Here is a 22,451-nt window from a genome sequence, read left to right as displayed (position 1 = left end):
TTCTTGCCGAGTTAGTGAATGATTTTGTTCAGTATATGGAGGCGCTACAACTCATTGTAAACATTTCTATACACCTAGTTAAAATTAGATTTCAATTAGATTGATGACAAGTAGACCAGTTTTATCGTAATATTAAAAGCCCGGAGGGCATATATTTCATTTAACCCCCTTTTATTAGTTTATAATTTAATCTATTCGTTAATATCCAGCTTATGCGTCTTCTTCAGATCTCTACATCCAAGATATAACACTGTAACTAAATTCCTTCTGTTTTATGCTTTTGACCTTACTGTTTGTCTTTTGATATAAATCATTAATCGCTACTTCCTACTCACGATAACGTATTTGCTAATGGGCACTGTTGCGTATCGTGTCTATAGTTATTCTTAGAGTAACCTCCTGCATACCCAATGACTTAAAATGTAATTAACTGTGCGTTCAGGGTATTCACAACCCAAGGTTGGAGAACCGTTCATGGCAAGCTTCATAGAATCGACCGATCTATTTGACATGGCTGAACAATATCCATTCAGCGATGTGCACTTCTGGCGTGATCCAGAAACACAATTACAAGCAATTATCGCTATTCACAGTACCAAGTTAGGTCCTGCTATTGGTGGCTGCCGAATGATTGATTACCCATCTACTCATGCTGCAATTAAAGACGCCTGTTGTTTAGCCGCTGGCATGAGCTACAAAACCGCCATTAATCGATTGCCCTTTGGTGGTGGTAAAGCGGTTATTTTAAAGCCTAAACACTTAATCGATCGCAAAGCATTGTTTTCCTCGTTTGGGCGGTTTGTTGAGAGCCTAAATGGCCGCTATATTACCGCGATGGACAGTGGGACAACGATTGCTGATATGGATGTTATCGCCAGTCAAACCAATCATGTTATGTGTACCACCACTGCGGGGTTAGCCTCGGGAGATCCCTCCCCACATACCGCCAAAGGGGTTTATTACGGCATAAAAGCCGCGGTGAAGTTTAAGTTAGAGCGGGAGTCACTTGCTGGTTTACATATTGCCATTCAAGGCGTGGGGAATGTCGGTTATGCGTTAGCTAAGCTACTGCACAACGACGGTGCTAAATTAACAGTAGCCGATCCAAATCCGATCGCTACACAACGACTTATTAACGAATTTGGCGCGGATGTCGTTGTTGGTGATGATATTTATGCCATCAATTGTGATGTATTTTCACCGTGCGCCTTAGGCCAAGTGATTAATGCCCATTCTATCGCCCAATTCAACACTTCAATTATTGCTGGTTCTGCTAATAACCAATTAAAAAGTCCGGATATGACCGATGCGTTAGCAGCCAGAAATATTTTATATGCACCTGATTACGTTATCAATTCAGGTGGTGTGTTGCAGATTTCCTATCTTAACAAACCGGATGTAGTACAGCACAAACTGGCCGCTTTGTATGACACATTACTGGCTATATTTACCCAAGCTGAGCAGCAAAATAGCTCGACAGTTAATATAGCTAATGGTTTAGCTGAAAAGATACTAGCGGGAGTGAATGATGAATAACAACACTGAAAAAACTGAGAACATATTCCGCGTTGGTTACACCCAATATCTTAATGAAAAAGGCAGACTATTAGAGTCCTTAAAGAATCTATCTGTCGCGGGAGTGAGCAGTGAATTACTAGTTGAATTTTACCATTGGATGTTATTTACCCGCACTTTTGATTGTAAAGCGATTGCGCTACAGCGTACTGGCCGCCTTGGTACTTATGCTTCTTGCCTCGGTCAAGAAGCGGTTGGCGCGGCGATTGGTAAGGCGATGCGCGAAGAAGATGTATTTATCCAGGCTTATCGAGAAACGGCTGCGGTACTTATCCGCGGGGTAAAACCGGAAGAGATTTTAATGTATTGGGGGGGCGATGAACGCGGTATGGACTTTCAAGGGCCGCGACAAGATATGCCTTGTACCATCCCGATTGCCAGCCAATGTTGTCATGCGGTGGGTATCAGTTATGCCATGAAATTACGTAACGAGCCGCGTGTTGCCGTTGTTGTTTGCGGCGATGGTGCGACATCCAAAGGTGACTTTTATGAATCAGTCAATGCGGCAGGGGTATGGCAGTTACCACTGGTATTCATTATCAATAATAACCAATGGGCTATTTCGTTACCGCGTGATGAACAATCGAGTTGCGAAACGCTGGCACAAAAAGCCATTGCTGGTGGTGTTAGTTGTGAACAAGTAGATGGCAATGATGTCATCGCTTGTTATATCAAAATTAAAGCGGCTATCGACAGAGCAAGGCAAGGACAAGGTCCTCATCTTATTGAAACCATTTCTTATCGTTTATCCGATCATACCACTGCCGATGATGCTTCTCGCTATCGTGACGATGATAATGTCGGGGAAGCTTGGCAGAAAGAACCTATGATTCGGTTACGAAGTTTGCTCTTGGATGAAATGATCATTGATAACACCGGTATCGAAAAGCTAGAAAAACAGTGCAGTGATGAGATCGATGCCGCGGTGGCGCGTTATCTTGCCATTCCTCCTGCATCGCCAACCACTATGTTTGAATATCTGTATGAAACCTTGCCCGATCATTATCTAGACCAGTTAGAGCAAGTACGCAATGCGCTGTTACAGGAAGGTGAAGAATGAAGGACATGACACTTATTGATGCGGTCAATAACGCCTTATTTGATGCAATGGCTGAAGATCAGGACGTTATTGTACTTGGCGAAGATGTTGGTGCTAATGGTGGCGTTTTCCGTGCTACAGAAGGCTTGCAGGCTGAGTTTGGCCGGGAACGGGTTATTGATACACCGTTAGCTGAATCACTGATTAGCGGTATGGCGATTGGGTTAGCTGCGCAGGGCATGAAACCTGTGGTCGAAATTCAATTTATGGGCTTTATTTATGCCGCCTTCGATCAATTTTTATGTCATGCCGGGCGGATGCGTAATCGTACTCGCGGCCGTTTAACTTGCCCTATGGTATTGCGTGCGCCCTATGGGGGCGGTATTCATGCTCCAGAGCATCACAGTGAAAGTACCGAAGCTATTTTTGCCCATATTCCCGGTATCCGTGTGGTTATTCCGTCTTCACCTGGTCGCGCTTATGGATTATTGCTTGCCGCTATTCGCGACCCTGATCCTGTAGTGTTCCTTGAACCGAAACGTATTTATCGATTACAAACAGAATCAGTCGACAACAATGGTCAAGCATTACCGTTGGATGTGTGTTTCACCCTGCGCGAAGGTTCTGACGTGACGCTCATTAGTTGGGGGGCAATGTTATATGAAACCTTACAAGCGGCTGATCAATTGGCTGAACGGAATATATCAGCAGAAGTTATCGATCTTGCCTCGATTAAACCGATAGATAAAACCACGATATTAAGCTCGATAGCGAAAACCGGTCGCTGTGTGATTATCTCAGAAGCCGCGCGCAGTGGCGGCGTCGCCTCAGAGATTGCCGCCATTATTGCTGAAGAAGGGTTAATGACATTATTAGCACCGGTAATGCGCGTAACCGGTTATGACACTATTATGCCACTGGCTAAAATGGAAAAATATTATATGCCCAGTGTTGAACAAATTATTACCGCCGTTAACAACGTCATGGAGTTCTGATGCATATTTTCAAATTACCTGATTTAGGCGAAGGCTTACCCGAAGCCGAAATCGTTGAATGGTTCATTAAACCTGGTGATGTCGTGACTGCTGACCAGTTAATGGTGTCGATGGAAACGGCAAAAGCAATTGTTGAGATCCCATGCCCTGAAAACGCCACTGTGGTGAAACTGTATGGTGAAAGCGGTGACATTATTCACACTGGCGATCCACTGGTGGAATTCTCGGAGGAGGGCGCGGTATTAACGAGTCAAACTGAGGAAAAAACCGCACCAGTAAAAGCATCGACATCTGTCGTCGGTGAGCTGCATACATCCGAAGGTAAATTAAAAGAAACCCCGCAATCTGTGTCGGGTAGCAGTATTGGCGTGAAAGCGACACCGGCAGTTCGGGCATTAGCACACCGATATAATATCGACTTGGCGATTGTCACGCCTTCAGGCCCGCATAGTACCATTACCGCTTCTGATGTAGAGCGTGTGGTTAAAATATTTGCCGATGTCGGGGAGTTAGTGCCACTGAAAGGCGTGCGCCGTAGTATGGCAAAAGCCATGACACAATCCCATGCTGAAGTTGTTCCAGTCACACTGCATGATGATGCTGATATTACCATTTGGTTTGCACAAGGTGATATTACAGTACGCATTATTCGTGCAATGGCAATGGCTTGTGAAACTGAGCCGACATTAAACGCTTGGTATGACAGCCACGCTATTGGTCGACGAATTATCCAACCCATGCATTTAGGCTTAGCGGTTGATACGCAAGATGGCTTGTTTGTACCGGTGATCCGGGATGCTCAAAGCTACACTCCACAAGAGATGCGCGATAAAATTAATACCCTGAAAGAGCTCGTGTCACAACGAAAAATAGCAGCGGATGACCTACGTGGCAATACCATCACCTTATCTAATTTTGGCAGTATGGTGGGTAAATATGCCAACCCGATTGTAATGCCGCCGACCGTTGCAATATTGGGTACTGGACGCTTATTTCAACAACTACTCTTTGCTAAGAAGGCTGATGAACAGTCCGGTGTTGTTGAGCGTACCTTATTACCTTTGTCCTTAACATTTGACCACAGATCTATTACAGGTGGTGAAGCCGCTCGATTTCTAGCGGTATTAATGGCTGATCTCGCACTGGAAAGCTAATTCAAGCACCCTGTGGTTGCGAGCTTTTACAGCCATGCTTCACAGTGATGTTTTATAATCTGCTTTATGACACTGTTTTAGAAAACCTTTTGTAACAATGTTTACAGCAATCTTTTATAACACTTTTTATAAAAAGTGCGGAGTGAAGAGTGATGAAAATGACTTCAACCAAGTATCCCTTACGCATTTTAACTGCGACCTGTTTGTTTGACGGTCACGACGCTGCAATTAATATTGTACGGCGGTTATTACAAGCGCGGGGAGTTGAAGTTATACACTTAGGTATTAACCGTTCGGTGCATGATGTGGTGACCGCTGCATTACAAGAAGATGTTGATGCCATTGCTATGAGCTCCTATCAGGGTGGGCATAATGCCTATTTCGGTTACTTATTATCTAGTCTCGCCGACGTTGGCGCTAAACCAGCGATATTTGTTGGCGGCGGCGCAACTATCTCGTCAGATGAAGCGAGAAAACTAGAAGTTCAAGGTGTTTCGCGGGTTTATACCAGTGCTGATGTACTTAGTTTAGACGAGATGATCAGTGATTTATTAAGCCGTTTAATCGCGCTTAAGCCCAAAGTTAAAGCGAAATTAAGGATTAAAAAACTAGGGGTAAAGCCTGCAACAGATTTGTATCTGGGGCAATTAATCACCGCAATTGAGCAAGACCGATTGGCGAGTAACAGCACTACTAGTGGCAATGTCAGCTCTAGCTCTAGCAGTAAAGCTAATGTTTCATCCGCATTATCTTCTCGCTTGCCAGTCAAAAAATCGCTGGTGATGGGGATAACAGGGACGGGTGGTGCGGGTAAAAGTACGTTTAGTGATGAGTTATTAACGGCGTTATTACAGCTTTATCCAGATATTAAGATTGCCTATTTAGCCGTAGATCCCAGCGCTCAAAAAACCGGCGGTGCCTTGCTCGGTGATCGTATTCGTATTAACACCCTGCCGCACGACCGATTATTCATGCGGTCGATTGCCACGCGACAAGCCAATGTGTCGGTCAGCCAATCCTTACAAACTTGTGTGCCGATGTTAATTAGCCAAGGCTTTGATCTGGTATTAGTGGAGACTGCGGGAATAGGCCAAAGTGATAGTGCCATTGTTGATATGGTTGATTTTAGCCTCTATTTAATGACCAAGGATTATGGTGCCAGTAGCCAATTAGAAAAAATTGAAATGTTACAATATGCTGATGCTGTGGTGCTGAATAAAGCCGACCAACAAGGTAGTGAAGATGCTTTTAATGATGTGCAACAGCAATGGCGTTTTAACCAGCAAGCAAAGCATTTAGCTAACAATGAACTGCCTGTCTTTCCTATGGTAGCAAACCACTATAACGATCATGGTTTCGGCCGATTTATTGCATTCTTGATGACTAAGTTACCTTTTCCCGCACAGGTTGATGTCGAAAAAAATTACCAACAAATATTAACTCGCTACCCCCGTTATGATTGGACACTCAACGTAAGTCAGTTAAAGTTACAAAATTCGGATTATTTAACCGCAATTTGTAACCATTACACAGATCTGTCCGAGAGTAATCAGCAGCAAATAGAACAAGTACGGGCACTACATAGTTGTTATCAAATGTTAGCTGATCTCGGAGATCCTTGTTTACCTACTAAGCTAGCGCGTTATCCCCAAGCAAATATAGAGAATGAATCTGATGAACATAGTTTTTTAGTCACAGATGCATCCTTGAAAATGTTATTACCACCGCTCCGTTTACGTTATAACAAACTTTTAGCTCAGGTTTCAGTGCCGCTTAGACATGCCTTATTGGCTTGGTTTAGAGACGATGAAGAGCTCGCGTTAAAGCGCATTGAAGAGGGCGTTGATACCATCGCTTCTCATCAATCATATGGTGAACATAAAGATCACTTTGTTAGTCTAAGTGGTACTGTGATACCGCATGTCGCTAAACCAGTTGAGGGGCATTGGGATAACATCACCGCTTTTTTGCTTAATGAAAATTGCCCCGGGCAGTTTCCTTATACCGCGGGTGTTTTTCCGAAAAGGCACAATGATGAAGACCCCACGCGGATGTTTGCTGGAGAAGGCTTACCTGAAGATACCAATAAGCGCTTTCATTATTTAATTAAAGGCCAAAAATCGATTCGTTTATCCACGGCATTTGACCCAAATACCCTTTATGGACACGATCCTGCAATAAGCCCTGATGTATTTGCCTGTATTGGTATGTCTGGTGTATCGATTGCAACGCTTGATGATATGAAAGTGCTGTATTCCGGCATTGACTTGTGTGACGCCAGCTCGTCGGTATCGATGACGATTAACGGCCCTGCGCCAATTCTCATGGCATGGTTTTTACATACCGCCATTGATCAACAAGTTGAGTTGTATTTAACCCAAGAGAATCTATGGAGCAAAGCCAACAAACTCACTAAAGCGTATTTGTTATCTTCTGGCTGTCGTGGTAATGGTAAGGGCAGTAATAGCACAAAACAACGGCCTACTTATCGTGGTGATCTGCCGCAAGGGCATGACGGTTTAGGGCTTAAGTTACTGGGTATATCTGGACAGGTGTTAATGACTGAACTGCTTGGGTTAGAGGATGAATACACTGCGTTGAAAACCGCGACTTACCATAAAGTCAGAGGAACACTGCAAGCTGACATTTTAAAAGAAGAGATAGCGCAGAACGAGTGTATTTTCTCATTAGACTTTGCGCTTAAGTTAATGGCCGATATGCAAGGCTACTTTAGTGCGAACGCCATTGCGAAATTTTACCCTGTTTCAGTGAGTGGTTATCACATTGGTGAAGCGGGCGCTAATCCAATTACTCAACTGGCATTTACACTCGCTAACGGCTTTACCTTATTAGAATATTATTTAGCGCAAGGATTAGACATTGATGATGTTGCACCACGATTGAGTTTCTTTTTTAGTAATGGCATGGATCCTGAGTATGCCGTGATAGGGCGTGTTGCACGGCGGATATGGGCGCGGACATTAAAGTCGGTATATAACGCCAATGAACGTAGCCAAAAATTGAAGTATCACATTCAGACATCAGGGCGCAGCCTGCAATCGCAAGAAATTGATTTAAATGATATACGTACCAGCTTACAAGCCATTTACGCACTTTGTGATAACTGCAATAGCCTGCATACCAATGCGTATGATGAAACCATTACCACACCGACTGAAAATTCGGTCTATCGTGCGCTCTCCATTCAATCCATTATTAATCGAGAATTTGGGCTGAATAAAAATCAAAACCCCCTGCAAGGCAGTTATGTGATAACGCTGTTAACTGACCTTGTTGAAGAAGCTGTCTATGGCGAATTTAATCGTTTAGCCCGTCGTGGTGGGGTTCTGGGAGCGATTGAAAGCGGCTATCAACGCACGCAGATCCAGCAGCAAAGTATGTATTACGAAAAATTAAAAGGCAGTTCCAAGCTGGATATGGTAGGGGTTAATTGTATGTCCAGAGATGAGGATACGCATGATTCGATGCCATTGAGTGAGAATCAATTGGTACGCTGTAGTGATAATAAAAAGCAGCAACAAATAGACGCAGTACTAGGATTCAAGCAGCAAAACAATCAACAGGGTGAGTTGTCATTGGCTGTAATGAAAGTGGCGCTGTTATCTAATCATAACTCTGCAAATAATAGTTTTGCAGCGCTAATGGGAGCCGCACCATTTGCTAGTCTATCTCAATTGACGGACGTGCTGTATGCAGTTGGTGGTAAATATCGTCGCAATATGTGAATAGATGTTAGTAGGTGTGGATAGATGTATGACGGCTGTCACGTTTATAGGTCACGTCTTGGTTAGAATATTTGTTTGATTATGTGATGGGTTTCAAATGAAAGCTTGCGTAATGGTTTTTTTATGTTACATTGGTCACATCTTCTGAACGAGAAGATAGAAAAATGCTCAAAGGATGAGTCCGTTAAACCGCCTCCAAGGAACCGAGATCAACTGAGCCACGTGGTTCAATTTTTGATTAATGATTTAGAAGGTGACCCCTATGAAAAATTCAGTACCTGCAACTCCTGTTTTTGGTGATTTATATAACTTAAAATTCACTTACCCAAGACATTTAGGCTACTAATATCTAGGAATTCATAATTTGACGCCATCTATTTATAGATGGCGTTTTAGTTTCTGAAACAAAAAATTCTCTATTCTCTCTATTCTCTTTGTTCAGCTCTTATCTTTCTTATTCTTTCGTCTAATTTACTGCATCCATCGTACTGCTTAAATAATTAATATCATCATAAATACGCGGAAATATCGACGTTATCGATTTGTTCCGGTTTTAAGTATTTATGTGCATACTCAAGATAAATCCCCGAACTTAAAAACAGTTTAAACAGATCGCTATCGATATGCCTGTCCTTACTCATGAAGCTTAGTATTTTAATACTTTGGCTCAGCGACTTGGCTGTTTTATAAGGCCTATCACTAGCAGTAAGGGCTTCAAATACATCCGCAATAGCTAATATACGTGCTTCAAGCGATATTTCTTCTTCTTGATAGCCGCGCGGATAACCACGGCCATTTAATTGTTCGTGATGACCACCTGCAATCTCGGGTACACGGCTTAGATGCGGCGGTAATGGTAGTTGCTCCAGCATGGTAATTGTTTGGATCACATGATGATTAATGATGTAGCGCTCTTCAGCATTGATTGTGCCACGTTGGATCATCAGGTTATGTAGTTCACCCTGGTTATTACGCTGTAGCGGACGTTTCATGTTAAAGCGTAAATGCGCCTCTAATTCCAATGAATTATCAATGTGTGAGATCATGTGTTCAGCACGATCAGATAACACCGGCTCCATTATAGGTAAGGTGATAGGAGCTGTTCTGTTTTTTTGGGCAAGTTCAGCCGGTGAAAGTCCGAGTTCATCATCCAGAAAACGTAACCAAGTTTGCTGAGATATAGATTCTATTCTGGCAATCGCATCATCATCAACCACGTTCTCGCCGAGATTACATTTCGCCAAAAATGCAAAGTCATCTTCAATTAGGCGTATGTTGTCGGCCAATATATTATTGGTTTGCTTGGCACATTCACCCTGTGAAATTGCCGTAAGGGCTTGAATTTGCGCATCACGAATAAGCACTTCAAAGCGCATTCTTATTTCGTTAATTCGATTGTAAATAGTCTCTAATTTCGTTGCTTTATCTATCACATATTCAGGTGTTGTGACCTTGCCGCAGTCATGTAACCAAGCCGCGATGTTGAGCTGCTCCCAACCCTCTGAATCTAGATTAAATTTACGAAATTGTGTGTGTGTTGATTTACACGCTGCAGCAGCGAGCATACTCGCAAGTTCAGGTACGCGTTGACAATGAGCGCCTGTGTAGGGCGATTTTGTATCAATCGCGCCAGCAATCAATTTGATAAATGAGTTGAGCAGTTCTTTTTGCTTGGCAATTAAATCTTGGCCTTCAAAAGACAGTGATACAAAGTCTGATAACGCTTTTGCTACGCCCATGACATGCGTGAGATCATCTCCACCAAGACATTCGTCGTAACTAAAGCCAAGTAGACCTAAAATGTGACCACTGCGATCGACCAAGGGGATCGTTAAAGTATAAACATTACTATTTTCTGGGTGGATGCCAGCTTTAACTAATGCTGTTTTTAGCATTGGATGGATAAGATTAAATTGAATATCTTTAACATTGACATTGTTTCTTAATTTTTCATACGGCCATTGTGTCGACAGGTTAGGGCACTGGCTAATATCAGCATTTATACTGTCATTTTGAGTATGTAAAATAAAGGGCTCTAATATGCTGTCATCCTCAGCGGATTTTAAATACACAAAAGCACAGTCTGCTTCGAGCATGACACTGGCTTTCGAACAGGTTTTTTCTAGTAAACTATGAATATCCTGTTCGTTAGAAAGCATGGTCAGCAAGCGTAAAAAATCATCCAACGTTTTACGCATTTTCGCAGTGGATAGTTGCAGATCGGCAATTTCGTCAATATGAGAGAGCGTTGTTGTGGTTTCTGAAACATCTAAGGCGGTTACCTGTTTAATTTGCTCTGATAACGTGCGTAGTGGTCGTGTTAATACTCGCGCGAAAAACCAGCTTAGTGGAATAAATAAAAATCCGATTGAAACCAACATCAGCATGGTTTCTTTAAGCATCTTCTTGGACGGTGCTAAGATACTATTCTTGGGTACAGCAATAATAAGATGCGCTTTGTTACCTTGAAAAAAACCAATCTTGTGGCTTTGTGCTAACCATTTTTCGCCTTTGAAATCAAAAGTAAAAAGTTTATTTTTATTCAGATTATTACGCACGATCTGCTTAAATTGATCTTTTTGTAACAGGCTCGCCATATCAGTATCAGTATCAGTATCAGTATCAGTATCAGAAGTATTATTAATATTAGAAAAGCGGCTATCGTTATTGTGATAAATGATGAATTGTCCTTGGTCACCAAATAATATCCGTATTGCGTCATGGCTAAGATCGGAAGATTTTAAGCTATCAACGATGGTTTTAATATTTAGGTCTGTGGCGATAACAACATCGGCGAATTGGTGTTTTTGCACCAAGGTTAATGAGTCTTCATTGGTTCTTAAATCTTTATATACTGGAGTGGGGACTAAATTAAGACTTTGAATACCAATCTTGTACCAGGTACGTTCAAAAACGTTTAATGAATCATTATTCGTCACTGTAGTATCAATTATTTTGAAATCAGGACTGAGATAAACACGAGTCAGCGTGTTTGAACCCGCTTGTTTGTATTCTAATGTTTCTATTACAAATGTAGCGTTTTCGGGGGCATCATAATAATATTGTTTAGTTTTAGAACTTAACTTATGCGCACCAAGTAGGTCACCGTTAGAGAACCCCATATAAATGGAGTTAGTTAGGGTATCTTTAGCAAGGTAGCGGGTAAGGTCAATGGCTTTGATTAAACTAATGTCTGAGGCTTTTTCATAATCCCAATCAGAACTGGTAGTTAGATAACCAAACAGTTGCGTAATAGGCTTATATTTATCGTTTACTGACGTATAAATATCATCAACATAACGTTGGAATTGTTGAGCTGTGGCATCGTGCGCCATCTCTGACATACGATTATAGCTGACGATGATGAGAATACTGATAGTGATAAATAGAAATGATGAGAATGCAATTGCAGTATAATTTGTCAGCGACAATTTAATCTTTTGCAAACCTAGCTCCGGTTTTATTAATGCGATGCGTTTCGAGAAAAATAATACAATGCGCTACGAGAATAGTGCTATTTGTTATGAGAAAAGTACTACGTGTCGCAACTAACACTTATGAGTTACTAATAACGGGTTAGTATACAATGTAAATGTTGTGAGTGGAATGTTAACTCTAATTTAACATTTTTTATGTCATAAATATTAACCATTTAAAATACTGAAAATGACCGCATTACGTATATATTGTGGTTATACTATTAAACCAAATATTTATACGTAATGCGGTCTATGATCAGGAATTGATCGTTTAGTCTTTAACAGAGGAGTGTTGTTTTGACTCAGTTTCGTCCTTGTATTGATTTACACCAAGGTAAAGTAAAACAAATTGTTGGTGGTAGCTTGAATGATCAAGGCGCTGCGACTAATTTTATTAGCCAATATGATGCTGCGTATTACGCAAGTATTTATCGTCAACACGATCTGCGCGGTGGTCATGTGATTGCATTAGGCCCAAATAATGAAGCTGAAGTAATCAAGGCATTAACGGCATGGCCACAAGGTTTACAGTTTGGCGGCGGGGTTAATCTAACTAATGCCGCTAAGTATATCGAGGCGGGTGCATCGCATGTCATTGTAACCTCATATTTGTTTGATGGTGATGAGTTTAGCTGGGATAAACTCGCGCAGTTAAAAGCATTGATAGGTAAAGAGCACTTAATTTTGGATTTGAGTTGTAGGAAAACTGCACAAGGTTGGAATATAGCGACGAATCGTTGGCAAACTGTAACAAGTACTGTGGTTAATGCTGAAACATTACAGCAACTTTCTGAGCATTGCGCCGAATTTTTGATCCATGCTGCGGATGTTGAAGGGCTGCAAAATGGTATCGATCAAGAACTTGTCAGCTTATTAGGCCAGCATACTTGTATACCGGTGACTTATGCTGGTGGTGCGCGCAGTATTGAGGACTTGGCTTTAGTTGAGCGTTTATCAAATGGTAAAGTGGATTTAACCATTGGCAGTGCGCTGGATATATTTGGTGGCTCTGGTATTACTTTACAGCAGTGCATTGATTGGAATCAGCAACATTAGTATTCAATCAGTTAATAGAATCGAAGTTAGCAGGCTCTCATAATCATGTGTATGAATAGTAGCCTGCTATTTATTGGTATGAATGGTAAATAACTATTAACTATATTTTGTGAATGAAATCAACTTTATATATTATTATCGTCACGTTCTACAAAAACACCTTTAAAATACTAGTTTGTTCCACTAATATACGACTTCTGTTTTGTTTTGTGGTTTATTATGAGTAGTATTAAAGTAACAGTTGATCGTATCCAGATCGGGAATTATATAAAATTACCCTTGGGTTGGTGTGATCATCCTTTCATGTTCAATAATTTCAAAATTGAGTCTGAAGAGCAACTATTACTTATTCGTAAATTGGGTGTTTCACACGTTGCCGTTTATCCACAACGTAGTGATAATGGCTTGTTACCGCCGCAGACATCGACCTCAGGTTCAACAGCCCCTTCTTCTGATATCTCCAACATTGAGCTAGAGAATATTCAACGGGAACTGTGGGAAGCGAAGCAAGAGAATATTGAAAAACTAAAAAACCACCGCCGCAAAATAATTAAGACTGAAAAAAACTTCCAATCAGCAGCTGTTCAAGTACGTTCTGTGATGACGAAACTTGCTAGTCGTCCACTTAATGCTATTGATGAAGCCACTCAACTTGTAGGTAATATGGCGGAGTCACTGTTAAAAGAAGAACATATTGTTTTACATTTAATGAGTGAAACCAAAGAAAGCGAAAGCATTTATTATCATTCGTTGAATGTGTCAGTGTTGTCTATGTTGCTGGCGAAAATGAAAGGTTTAGATCTAAATGAAATTAAAACCATTGGCATGGGCGCGTTATTCCATGACATGGGTAAGCTAAAAATCCCACCGCAAATACTACGAAAAAAAACCACACTGACGAGTGCCGAACAGAATTTTTTAAAACTGCATCCTAAATATGGACTCGATTTTGTTAATTTAGTGGATACTTTTCCAGAAGATGCTAAAGCGATTATCTCTCAACATCATGAACTTTTAGATGGTAGTGGCTACCCGAAAGGCTTGGCGGGCGATGATATTGACCCACTCGTGCAACTGGTTAGTATCGTGAATAAATACGATACGCTTTGTCATCCCCTGGATATAACTAAAGCTCGCGTCCCGTCTACTGCATTGTCTTGGTTGTATAAAAATAGTGCAAATAAATATAACCAAAGTGATTTGAAATTATTAGTAAAGATATTAGGGATCTATCCTCCTGGTAGTGTTGTGCGATTATCGAATGATCAAGTGGGGATGGTACTGTCGGTCAATTCAGAACGCTTGTTATTTCCTAATATTCTTATTTACGATCCTGAAGTACCGCGTGCAGAAGCCCCTATTATTGATTTAGAAGCACGTAAGTTAACTATTACTGGTGTGCTTAAACCGGATAAATTACCGGAGCGAATTTACGAATACCTTAACCCAAGAAGTCGAATTAGTTATTATTTTGAAAACGATAAAAGCGACAAGTAATATTACATCTATACAATTAGAGCTTATACCCTATAATGGGCTGCTAGTTATTTATTATAAAGGTTTAAATTTTGAAAATGCGTCAACATGGTTTTACCCTTATTGAATTAGTTATTGTGATTATTGTCCTTGGGGTATTATCTGCAACCGCATTACCTAAATTTTTAAACTTAGCTGATGATGCTGAAATTGCGGTTGTCGAAGGCACGGCTGGCGCGTTGAAAAGTGCGGTTAATCTCGCTCACAGTAAATGGGTGATCATGGGGTCTGCAACCGATATCACCTCAAATGATGATGTACAGTTGTATGGTGCTGGTGCTGAAGGAACTATTGATTTTAACGCTGTTGGTTGGCCTGCACAAAACTATCCTGATCCTGATACCACTCCAATTAAAACTGATAATGTAGATGACTGTGTGTCGTTATGGAATACAATTTTAAATACTGGTAGTGATAAGATTGATGACACTGAAACGAGTACACCATTTGTTGTGCAGAATATTCGGGATGATCTAGGTATTTGTTTGTATAAGTGGAGTGATAATCAAGCTTTATACATCCGTTATGATACTAATACTGGTAGCGTAACAACTTTCCCTTAAAAAGTAATAATGATCCATCGGCAGATGAATCCTTTTTATTAAAAATTTATTACTCAGCTTTATTTAAACGCCAATCATACTCATAATCTATGTCACCGGGGCTTTGTTGAAATAATTGCAAAGCTTGTTTTAATTCTGGCTTGGCATAGCGCTGTAAATGTTCAATTAATGCTTTCTCGTTATCTCCAAAATCCTCTGAATACCACTTATAGATACTCGACACTTCCAAATCATTACCTTTCACTGTCACGCCGCGTGGATGATTTATGTAAGCATAAGCACCCGCCGTTAATAACGCTTCTATATTACTCGCGGTAAATGCGCTTGCTGATAAGTTAGGGCAGCCATAACTGGCACAATTCACCGCATAGTGAATACGTGGGTCTTGCCAGATTGGGCGCAGTATTTCATGTTCGATATCATTCAAACTCAGTGTTTTACCATTGACTACCGTTGCATCATCATCCCATGGACCAAATGAAAAAAACCGTTCACCGAGTTTAGTAATCGATTTGACGGGATAGTTATCGAGTATCAACTGAACGGTCAGCGCATTATATAAATTAATCCAATAAGCTTGCTGCTGCACTTTGGTATGCTGTAACGGGTTGATGCTTTGCAGTTGAGTGAGGTATTGTTTAAGAATAATTTTATCTGCACTGGTTACTCCCTGATAATTGAATAAGGTCATTGCAGTGCTGTCTTCACCGACGATTAAATAGCTATTTAGGATGTGTTGCCACTGACTGTGATCAACATCTTGCACCATTGATAGATTACTTTTATCCCAATAGGATAGCGGCTTGGCGATACTAGCAGCAGAGTAAAAACTACTCATTAGTATAATGCATAAACTCAAAAAACCTTTTGTCATCATAAACCTTACATCCTTAGCCAAAATAAACTCTGACTTTATCATACCCTTGTATTCATTTTATAACGCGTGTTTTGACTATTGCTCTTAATATTAATCATAGTTGAGCAGTGTGAAGGATACAGTTATTTACATAAGTGGAGAAAATAATCACTGTTTACTGTTATTTATTATGTTTAATAATTAATTAGATTGAAGTCGGGGGTTTAGTGCCTTACTACCGTGTACAAACAGAGCGTTTTGGGCTATCTTCCTGACCTATATTGATTACTGCCTTTATTTACTACCCCTTTGGAGTATAAGTGTCTTATAAGAATATTTGTGTCTCATTGTTATGTAGCGCATTGCTGATGCCAAATCAGGTGAATGCTGAAGAGACTACAAAAAATAACATTGAGAATACCAGCGGAAATAGTGCGGAAAACAGTACTGCAGAAAATGATACAGGAAATAGCACTGAAAGTAGCACTGAAAGTAGTGATACTACAGTTAGTACTAATGCCGGCCAAGCAGCAGCTATGCCTCACTTTGATACTGAAGTCGCAGGTGTGCCTTTCATTATATCAACAGAACAATTAGGTACTGCCCTTGGTGTGTCAGGCATTATTAAGCATGCAGGGCAGCCGCAAGCATCGATATTCGGTTTGGGTTTATACAGTGAAAATGACAGTAATATCGGCTTTATCGGACTTAATAATTATGCATTACCGGGTTTAAAGCAATGGCTGTTCTCGACAGAATATTATCGTAGTTATCTGAGCAATGGTATTTATTATGTTCCTTCGGCAAGAACACCAAGCGAACCACTTGCAACCAATAAAATTATTGCAGAGGGTTCTGAATCATCGCTGCGTGTTAATGCTAAATATGTATTACCATGGGGTTTAGGCGCTAATGGTGGCGCCCGCAGTTTGGTGCCACAGCGTGGTGATATTACGTTTAACCCGCTAGAATCAGGCGTTACCAGTATTAATATTACGCCATTTCAACAAAAGCGTGATGTGACGAATTATGATCACTTACCTAATGTTGCTCAAGGATTAGAGTTACAGCTTAATTGGGATAATCGTGACAGTATTGGTGATACCGAATCGGGTAGTCAAACTCGATTTACTGTGCGTCGTGACTTTGGTGATGATGAGCGTAATAGCTGGACAACATGGGAAGTCGAGCAAAGTGCGTTTGTGCCGTTTGATGGCAATGTGTTGTTTAAAGAACAAGTCTTAGCATTTAACTATTACCTTGCCGACACACCGACTTGGGATAATGGTACTACTGATAAGCATCGACCGCCTGCTTTTGCTGGTATTAAACTTGGTGGTTTTAACCGTTTGCGTGGTTATTCATCAGGGCAGTTCTACAGCCGAAGTGCTGTCGCATATAGTGCTGAATACCGTGTAAAGCCGCATTGGCAACCGCTGCATAACTTACCATTTTATAGCTTCCCGTGGTGGCAGTGGAGTGCATTTGTTGAAACTGGGCAGGTCGCTGATAGTTTTGATATGGCCGAGTTGCACGATGACTTAAAATGGACTGCAGGTTTAGGCTTACGTTTTAATGTTGAAGGTGTACTGGTTCGTATTGATTACGCGAAAAGTGAAAATGATGCTCAGATGTGGTTTATGGTTAACCAGCCCTTCTAACGGTATATTAACGATATAAAAAACATAAAAAAGCCGTAATTTCGACCTATTTAAAGGGCATGAAATTACGGCTTTTAAGTATCTAAAATCAGTTGTTACTTCTTGAACATCGATTTCAAGTCAGCAAATGGATTATAAGTCGCTGATTCTTGATTGTTATCACCGGCTTCAACTTCAGTCGCGTACTGATCTTGTTCTGTGTATTTTGAATGCTCGTTGTCATGGCAATATAAGCACAGTAATTCCCAGTTACTACCGTCATTTGGGTTATTACTGTGGTCATGGTCCATGTGGTGAACCGTTAACTCTCTTAAGTTAGAATAAACAAATTCGCGTGTGCAGCGGCCACATATCCATGGGAATAACTTAAGTGCTTTTTCGCGATAGCCTTGTTCCATGCGCTTATACGTTGCGCTAGAACCTAAAGTATCTGATGACATGATGATTCATCCATAATAATAAAAAGGTTATTGTAAAAGTATATCGAACACTGATCAACTGCTTATTTAGCTCGGCCATTTTAGTCTGTCATTAGGTTCAGAGCAAATTAGATAAGGTAAAGTAGATAAGGTAAAGTGAATCGGGTAAAATACCACACATCCTAATTATCAGTATCTAATCTTACTTATGTCCGCTTCAAAAATAGATTCAACCGCACTTAAATATCTTTCTTCCTATTCAGACCAAGTCAAAAGCAAAGTCAAACTGATGTTAGAGCAAGATACACTGGGTAAATTCTTATTAACTAAATATCCGCAAACCCATGAAATTACCAATGATAAAAAGCTGCGTGAATTTGTGATGGATTTGAAGAACAATTATTTGAAGAAATCATCGCCGATCAGTAAGATAATTTATGATCCTAAAATTCATGTGGTCAATAACGCATTGGGCTTACATACCTTTGTATCACGTGTGCAGGGTAATAAATTAAAGAGTAAAAACGAGATCCGCATCAGTGAGATGTTTCGACGTTGTCCTGAAGTCTTTTTACAAATGATTACGGTTCATGAGCTATGTCATGTCAGATTTAAAGATCACGACAAGGCCTTTTATAAGCTTTGCGAGCATATGTTGCCTGATTATCACCAGTTCGAATTTGAAATGCGCTTGTATTTAACCCAGGTGGAATTTAGAGGTGAGATTTATAACTAAGCAGGATTTATTCTTACTCAGTTATTATTTCATTGTTACTTTACCGCCGACCATCTTATAAGCAGGCGTACCGTGAATCAGGGTGTCTCTTGCGAATACTTGCCCACACTTAGGGCAAGTGCAGGGCGTTTCGCAGTAGTCTGTGACGATACGTTCTTTAAAACACTTCACCAGACTTCCTTTACCGCCTTTACGATACTTAAACAGCAGCGATTTACATTTACTGCATGAGATTTCAACTGTTTGAGTAGGGCCTTTTTTATTCGGTTTTGCCATTTAAGTGTATGTATCAAAGTTAATGGGACGTTGTCTTATAGTTTACACACCTCAGACTCTATTTCACCAGTAAATTGGACACAAATAGAATTGCTTTCAGGAGTGTATAAAACCGAACCTATATCTTTGTAAGCATAATTACAGCGTATTGTTTCAAGGTCTGGATTTGAATTACTACTTGTTTCGATTTTAGTCAAAAGTGTTCCATCTGTAGGGATATCGGAAGCAGTGATTCCTGTCGTGTTTTTATTCCAGATAGCCATACAATCAGGTGTATGACGAGTAAATGGATTACTTCTAATTTCAGACTTATATTGAGACATAAAAGAAAATATATATTTGTCTATTATTAGTATTTCAGGCTGACCATCGACGCCATGCTTAGACCCTAAAATATTAAGGCCTCCTTTCAATGCACCAGCAAAACCCCTTAATGTCGCTTTTTCTGCATCGTCCTGCAAGTTTAAAAACTTAGGCATTGCTGTTGCCGCTAATATGCCTAGAACAATAATGACAACGACCAATTCAATGAGGGTAAAACCACGATGTTTCATGCTAACACTTTAGAGTTATATAGGATGCGGCATATTACCTAAATGAAACACAGTGTTAAAGGCTTTAACTTAATTAACAAGGTGTTTGGCAGTAATCAATAATCATGCATATGTATATATAAACTATTGTATTTGGCGTGCTTACCGTGGAATACACAGAGTGAGATACTTGATTTGATTACACATGTAGTTCAGGATGTAAAATCAGCACATAGTTATAATTATAGTAATATTTATAGGGATCATTTTTTAATGTCGGCACAGCAAAAAACAAAAAAATCATCATTTAATATAAGACATTGGATCTTCGGTCTATCTATATTGATGATGTTAAGTGTTGCCATTACATTGATGTATCGTGAACGTATTATCATCAAAGTGAGTAACCACTTAGCTAAAAACTATGGCGTTAAAGTCGAGCAGTTAAGTGGCTTAGTGATGACATTTGATTTACAACAGCCTTGGTTTATTGACAAAATCACGTTAGATAATCTTGATCTAACGATTGATTATTTACAGTTTCAGCAAGCGACTCAAGGTAACACCGCAGGAACCGCCCCGGAAACCACTGCCACAGCGCTGATAATTCCCGCATTACCTGATTGGATACCCGATCTCCATATTACCAATATCACAGTGCAAGGTGATAATTTACCAGACTTCGACGCGGATAAATTACAGTCTTGGTCAAGCCTTAAATTAAATACCCTTGATGTTAAAAATATTATGTTTCGTTATAGCGATGCGGAGCCTGAATTTGGCTTTTCTGTGTGGCAGCAAGACCAGCAATTACTCACTGTCCAGTTTAACTACAAAACAGATCCTCTTAATTACAAAAGCAATGACAGAGACAGTAACAAACAACTTAACGGAACATTGATGACAGACTTGGCGAAAATTAAGCCAATAATGGATCTGTTATTACCTGAGTTTAATGGTTTGCTATCCGGTTCGGTCAAACTAGAACTCGCGCTCAATCCAGAAAAGATAGATCGTATTGCAATGTCTGTTTCGCTTAATGATGGGGGGCTAAAGAAAGCGCAACAAGCCCTCATTACCAGTATAAATCTAACTTTAAGCACCGAGTTAACGCTGGCTGATAAAGGCTGGTTAGCTGATGTTGTTGATTTAAAATTGATTAATATAGATCCTATTACTATCTCTGCAGATAACTGTGCTTTATTTGGCTCATTAATTAAAATGATAAGCGCAGTGTGCCAACCTTTTCAGCAGACCGATTCATTAACGCTAGCGCCAATCATCATAACGCCGAAATTACCACTGGCATTACAACTGAGCATACAAGACCGAAATATAGATAACTGGCAGGTTACAGCGGGGCAACTTGCGACGACGGTACACATGTCGGAAAATAGACTTGCGCTACAAGTGAATCAACAGTTACTTACCCCTGAATCTTGGCAAGGTGGTTGGACTATTTCAGCAGTTGGTAACAGCCGATTTTTCAGTGCTGTTGATGGGCTACAACCAATGTCGGTACAAGTGGCTGGGAAAGGACATGTGGAAATCAACTTTGTTGGTACAACGTCACAAACTAAGTTACTCGTTAACCAGGCAAGCATAGCAGCGCAGAAGTTTAAATATACCGACATGTCGAGTGACAATATTACAGTTAAATTATTGACGCCGACAAGGATTAACATCAAGGATAATAAGGTGTCATCGTTTACTAGCGCTTTCGAAACCACTTTACAGAATAACCAATATCAACAAACCTATAAAATAAATACGTTAACCGCGCAGCATAAAGCTAATTTTAGCACGAAGACAATTGTATTTAATTCTGATTGGCAACTCGATGATGTGGTGTTAAAAAGTAAAAACACCTTGAGTTTGTTAGATCTGGTGCCAATTAAAGCCGAAGGTGAATGGCAGCTACCAACACAAAATATCCCACCGTTAATTACCGATATCTATCCTTTACCTAAAGGATTAGATCTTACTGCGTTACTAACCAATAAGCTTAACTACAGATTAAACTTAAATGCACAGCAACCGTATTTGGCGGCTAACATTGTCGGTGAGTTAATGGCAGATAGTGCCCATTTCAATGATATTAGCGCCGCAGAACTGCAAACCAGCTGGCGCTGTAACATAGATAGCACCAACGCTGATATCGCGGCATCATTAGTAATGAAATGTACCGTCAATAGTGACATTTCCACCGTTAATATGGGCCCTGTGGTTAATAATATAAATGTGTCAGGCTTAGTCTCATTGGTCGATGGACAACTACAAGTTGCGGTTGATAATGCCTCGGGCGAGGTTTTTTCAGGTCTGGTCTCGGTTTCACCGTTGTTAATTACCGATTTTGATCATATTGTTGGTCAGATACAGGTTCGCAACCTATCTTTACCAGAGGCTATTGAATTATATCAAGTTCCGGGTGTGAAAGTGACAGGCTTATTAAAGGCAGATTTACCGTTTGTGTTGCAAGGGACTGAGGTGTCGATCACCGATGGCATAATAGAAGGTCAAGGCCAGGGCGGTATTATTCAAATTAAAGATAATGTCACTATCGACCAGTTAAAGCTTACCCAACCACAATTACGTTATGCGTTGGAGTTATTGGAAAACTTACATTATGAGCGTTTGCACAGTGACGTGGATTTTAAACCAAGCGGAGATACTAAATTAACGATTAGTATCAAGGGCCGTAATCCAAGTGTAGCGCGACCAATTGAATTTAATTATTCCCATGAAGAAAATATATTACAGCTATTTCGTAGTTTAAGAATTAATGATTCGATGTATGATGCACTGGATAAAATGAATAACCCATAAG

Annotated in this window: 16 protein-coding genes; 11 read left to right on the top strand and 5 right to left on the bottom strand. The window is 40.4% G+C overall.

Annotated features, from left to right (window positions below):
* Positions 1-474 precede the first annotated feature (474 nt).
* The 5 genes from CXF93_RS12780 to CXF93_RS12760 all read left to right on the top strand — a co-directional run bounded on the left by CXF93_RS12780 (position 475) and on the right by CXF93_RS12760 (position 8,509).
* Positions 475-1,536 carry a Glu/Leu/Phe/Val dehydrogenase dimerization domain-containing protein gene (locus CXF93_RS12780; RefSeq protein WP_101062874.1) on the top strand — a complete coding sequence of 354 codons (1,062 nt, stop codon included), beginning with the start codon at positions 475-477 and terminating at the stop codon, positions 1,534-1,536.
* On the top strand, positions 1,526-2,635 hold the full coding sequence (pdhA, locus tag CXF93_RS12775; RefSeq protein WP_232784196.1) for a pyruvate dehydrogenase (acetyl-transferring) E1 component subunit alpha: 1,110 nt from the start codon (positions 1,526-1,528) through the stop codon (positions 2,633-2,635). Before CXF93_RS12780 ends, pdhA begins: the two co-directional genes overlap by 11 nt.
* A complete protein-coding gene (locus tag CXF93_RS12770; RefSeq protein ID WP_101062873.1) occupies positions 2,632-3,609 on the top strand; it encodes an alpha-ketoacid dehydrogenase subunit beta in 978 nt (325 codons plus the stop codon). Before pdhA ends, CXF93_RS12770 begins: the two co-directional genes overlap by 4 nt.
* Complete coding sequence (locus CXF93_RS12765; protein WP_101062872.1) at positions 3,609-4,763, top strand: dihydrolipoamide acetyltransferase family protein; 1,155 nt, start codon at positions 3,609-3,611, stop codon at positions 4,761-4,763. Before CXF93_RS12770 ends, CXF93_RS12765 begins: the two co-directional genes overlap by 1 nt.
* 152 nt (positions 4,764-4,915) lie before the next feature.
* Positions 4,916-8,509 carry a methylmalonyl-CoA mutase family protein gene (locus CXF93_RS12760; protein ID WP_101062871.1) on the top strand — a complete coding sequence of 1,198 codons (3,594 nt, stop codon included), beginning with the start codon at positions 4,916-4,918 and terminating at the stop codon, positions 8,507-8,509.
* Between the two features lie 509 nt (positions 8,510-9,018).
* Here the strand turns inward: CXF93_RS12760 and CXF93_RS12755 are convergent.
* Complete coding sequence (locus CXF93_RS12755) at positions 9,019-11,955, bottom strand: HD domain-containing phosphohydrolase (protein ID WP_101062870.1); 2,937 nt, start codon at positions 11,953-11,955, stop codon at positions 9,019-9,021.
* Positions 11,956-12,285: 330 nt separating this feature from the next.
* On the opposite strand from CXF93_RS12755, the gene hisA reads away from it, so the two are divergent.
* The 3 genes from hisA to CXF93_RS12740 all read left to right on the top strand — a co-directional run bounded on the left by hisA (position 12,286) and on the right by CXF93_RS12740 (position 15,143).
* Positions 12,286-13,044, top strand: coding sequence for a phosphoribosylformimino-5-aminoimidazole carboxamide ribotide isomerase (gene hisA / locus CXF93_RS12750; protein WP_101062869.1), 759 nt, complete (start codon positions 12,286-12,288; stop codon positions 13,042-13,044).
* 219 nt (positions 13,045-13,263) lie between these two features.
* A complete protein-coding gene (locus CXF93_RS12745) occupies positions 13,264-14,541 on the top strand; it encodes an HD-GYP domain-containing protein (RefSeq protein ID WP_101062868.1) in 1,278 nt (425 codons plus the stop codon).
* A 77-nt stretch (positions 14,542-14,618) separates the two neighbouring features.
* Positions 14,619-15,143, top strand: coding sequence for a type II secretion system protein (locus tag CXF93_RS12740; RefSeq protein ID WP_101062867.1), 525 nt, complete (start codon positions 14,619-14,621; stop codon positions 15,141-15,143).
* 49 nt (positions 15,144-15,192) lie between these two features.
* On the opposite strand, the gene CXF93_RS12735 is transcribed toward CXF93_RS12740, so the two are convergent.
* Entirely contained in the window at positions 15,193-16,020 is an 828-nt protein-coding gene (locus tag CXF93_RS12735; RefSeq protein ID WP_232784195.1) for a DUF547 domain-containing protein, read from the bottom strand.
* Between the two features lie 299 nt (positions 16,021-16,319).
* Between CXF93_RS12735 and CXF93_RS12730 the strand changes: the two genes are divergently transcribed.
* Complete coding sequence (locus tag CXF93_RS12730) at positions 16,320-17,660, top strand: BamA/TamA family outer membrane protein (RefSeq protein ID WP_101062866.1); 1,341 nt, start codon at positions 16,320-16,322, stop codon at positions 17,658-17,660.
* A 95-nt stretch (positions 17,661-17,755) separates the two neighbouring features.
* On the opposite strand, the gene CXF93_RS12725 is transcribed toward CXF93_RS12730, so the two are convergent.
* Positions 17,756-18,100, bottom strand: coding sequence for a YajD family HNH nuclease (locus CXF93_RS12725; RefSeq protein WP_017219807.1), 345 nt, complete (start codon positions 18,098-18,100; stop codon positions 17,756-17,758).
* A gap of 187 nt (positions 18,101-18,287) precedes the next feature.
* Between CXF93_RS12725 and CXF93_RS12720 the strand changes: the two genes are divergently transcribed.
* Positions 18,288-18,815: a YgjP-like metallopeptidase domain-containing protein gene (locus CXF93_RS12720; protein WP_101062865.1), complete on the top strand. Its 528-nt coding sequence runs from the start codon at positions 18,288-18,290 to the stop codon at positions 18,813-18,815.
* Positions 18,816-18,839: 24 nt separating this feature from the next.
* Here the strand turns inward: CXF93_RS12720 and CXF93_RS12715 are convergent, their stop codons facing one another.
* Positions 18,840-19,091, bottom strand: coding sequence for a hypothetical protein (locus CXF93_RS12715; RefSeq protein WP_101062864.1), 252 nt, complete (start codon positions 19,089-19,091; stop codon positions 18,840-18,842).
* A 35-nt stretch (positions 19,092-19,126) separates the two neighbouring features.
* A complete protein-coding gene (locus CXF93_RS22430) occupies positions 19,127-19,645 on the bottom strand; it encodes a type II secretion system protein (protein WP_101062863.1) in 519 nt (172 codons plus the stop codon).
* A gap of 252 nt (positions 19,646-19,897) precedes the next feature.
* Between CXF93_RS22430 and CXF93_RS12705 the strand changes: the two genes are divergently transcribed.
* Entirely contained in the window at positions 19,898-22,450 is a 2,553-nt protein-coding gene (locus tag CXF93_RS12705) for a YdbH domain-containing protein (RefSeq protein ID WP_101062862.1), read from the top strand.
* Position 22,451 lies beyond the last annotated feature (1 nt).

Source organism: Moritella sp. Urea-trap-13 (assembly GCF_002836355.1).
In the GTDB taxonomy this organism is placed as follows: Bacteria; Pseudomonadota; Gammaproteobacteria; order Enterobacterales; family Moritellaceae; genus Moritella.
This window is presented reverse-complemented; position numbering and strand designations above follow the sequence as displayed.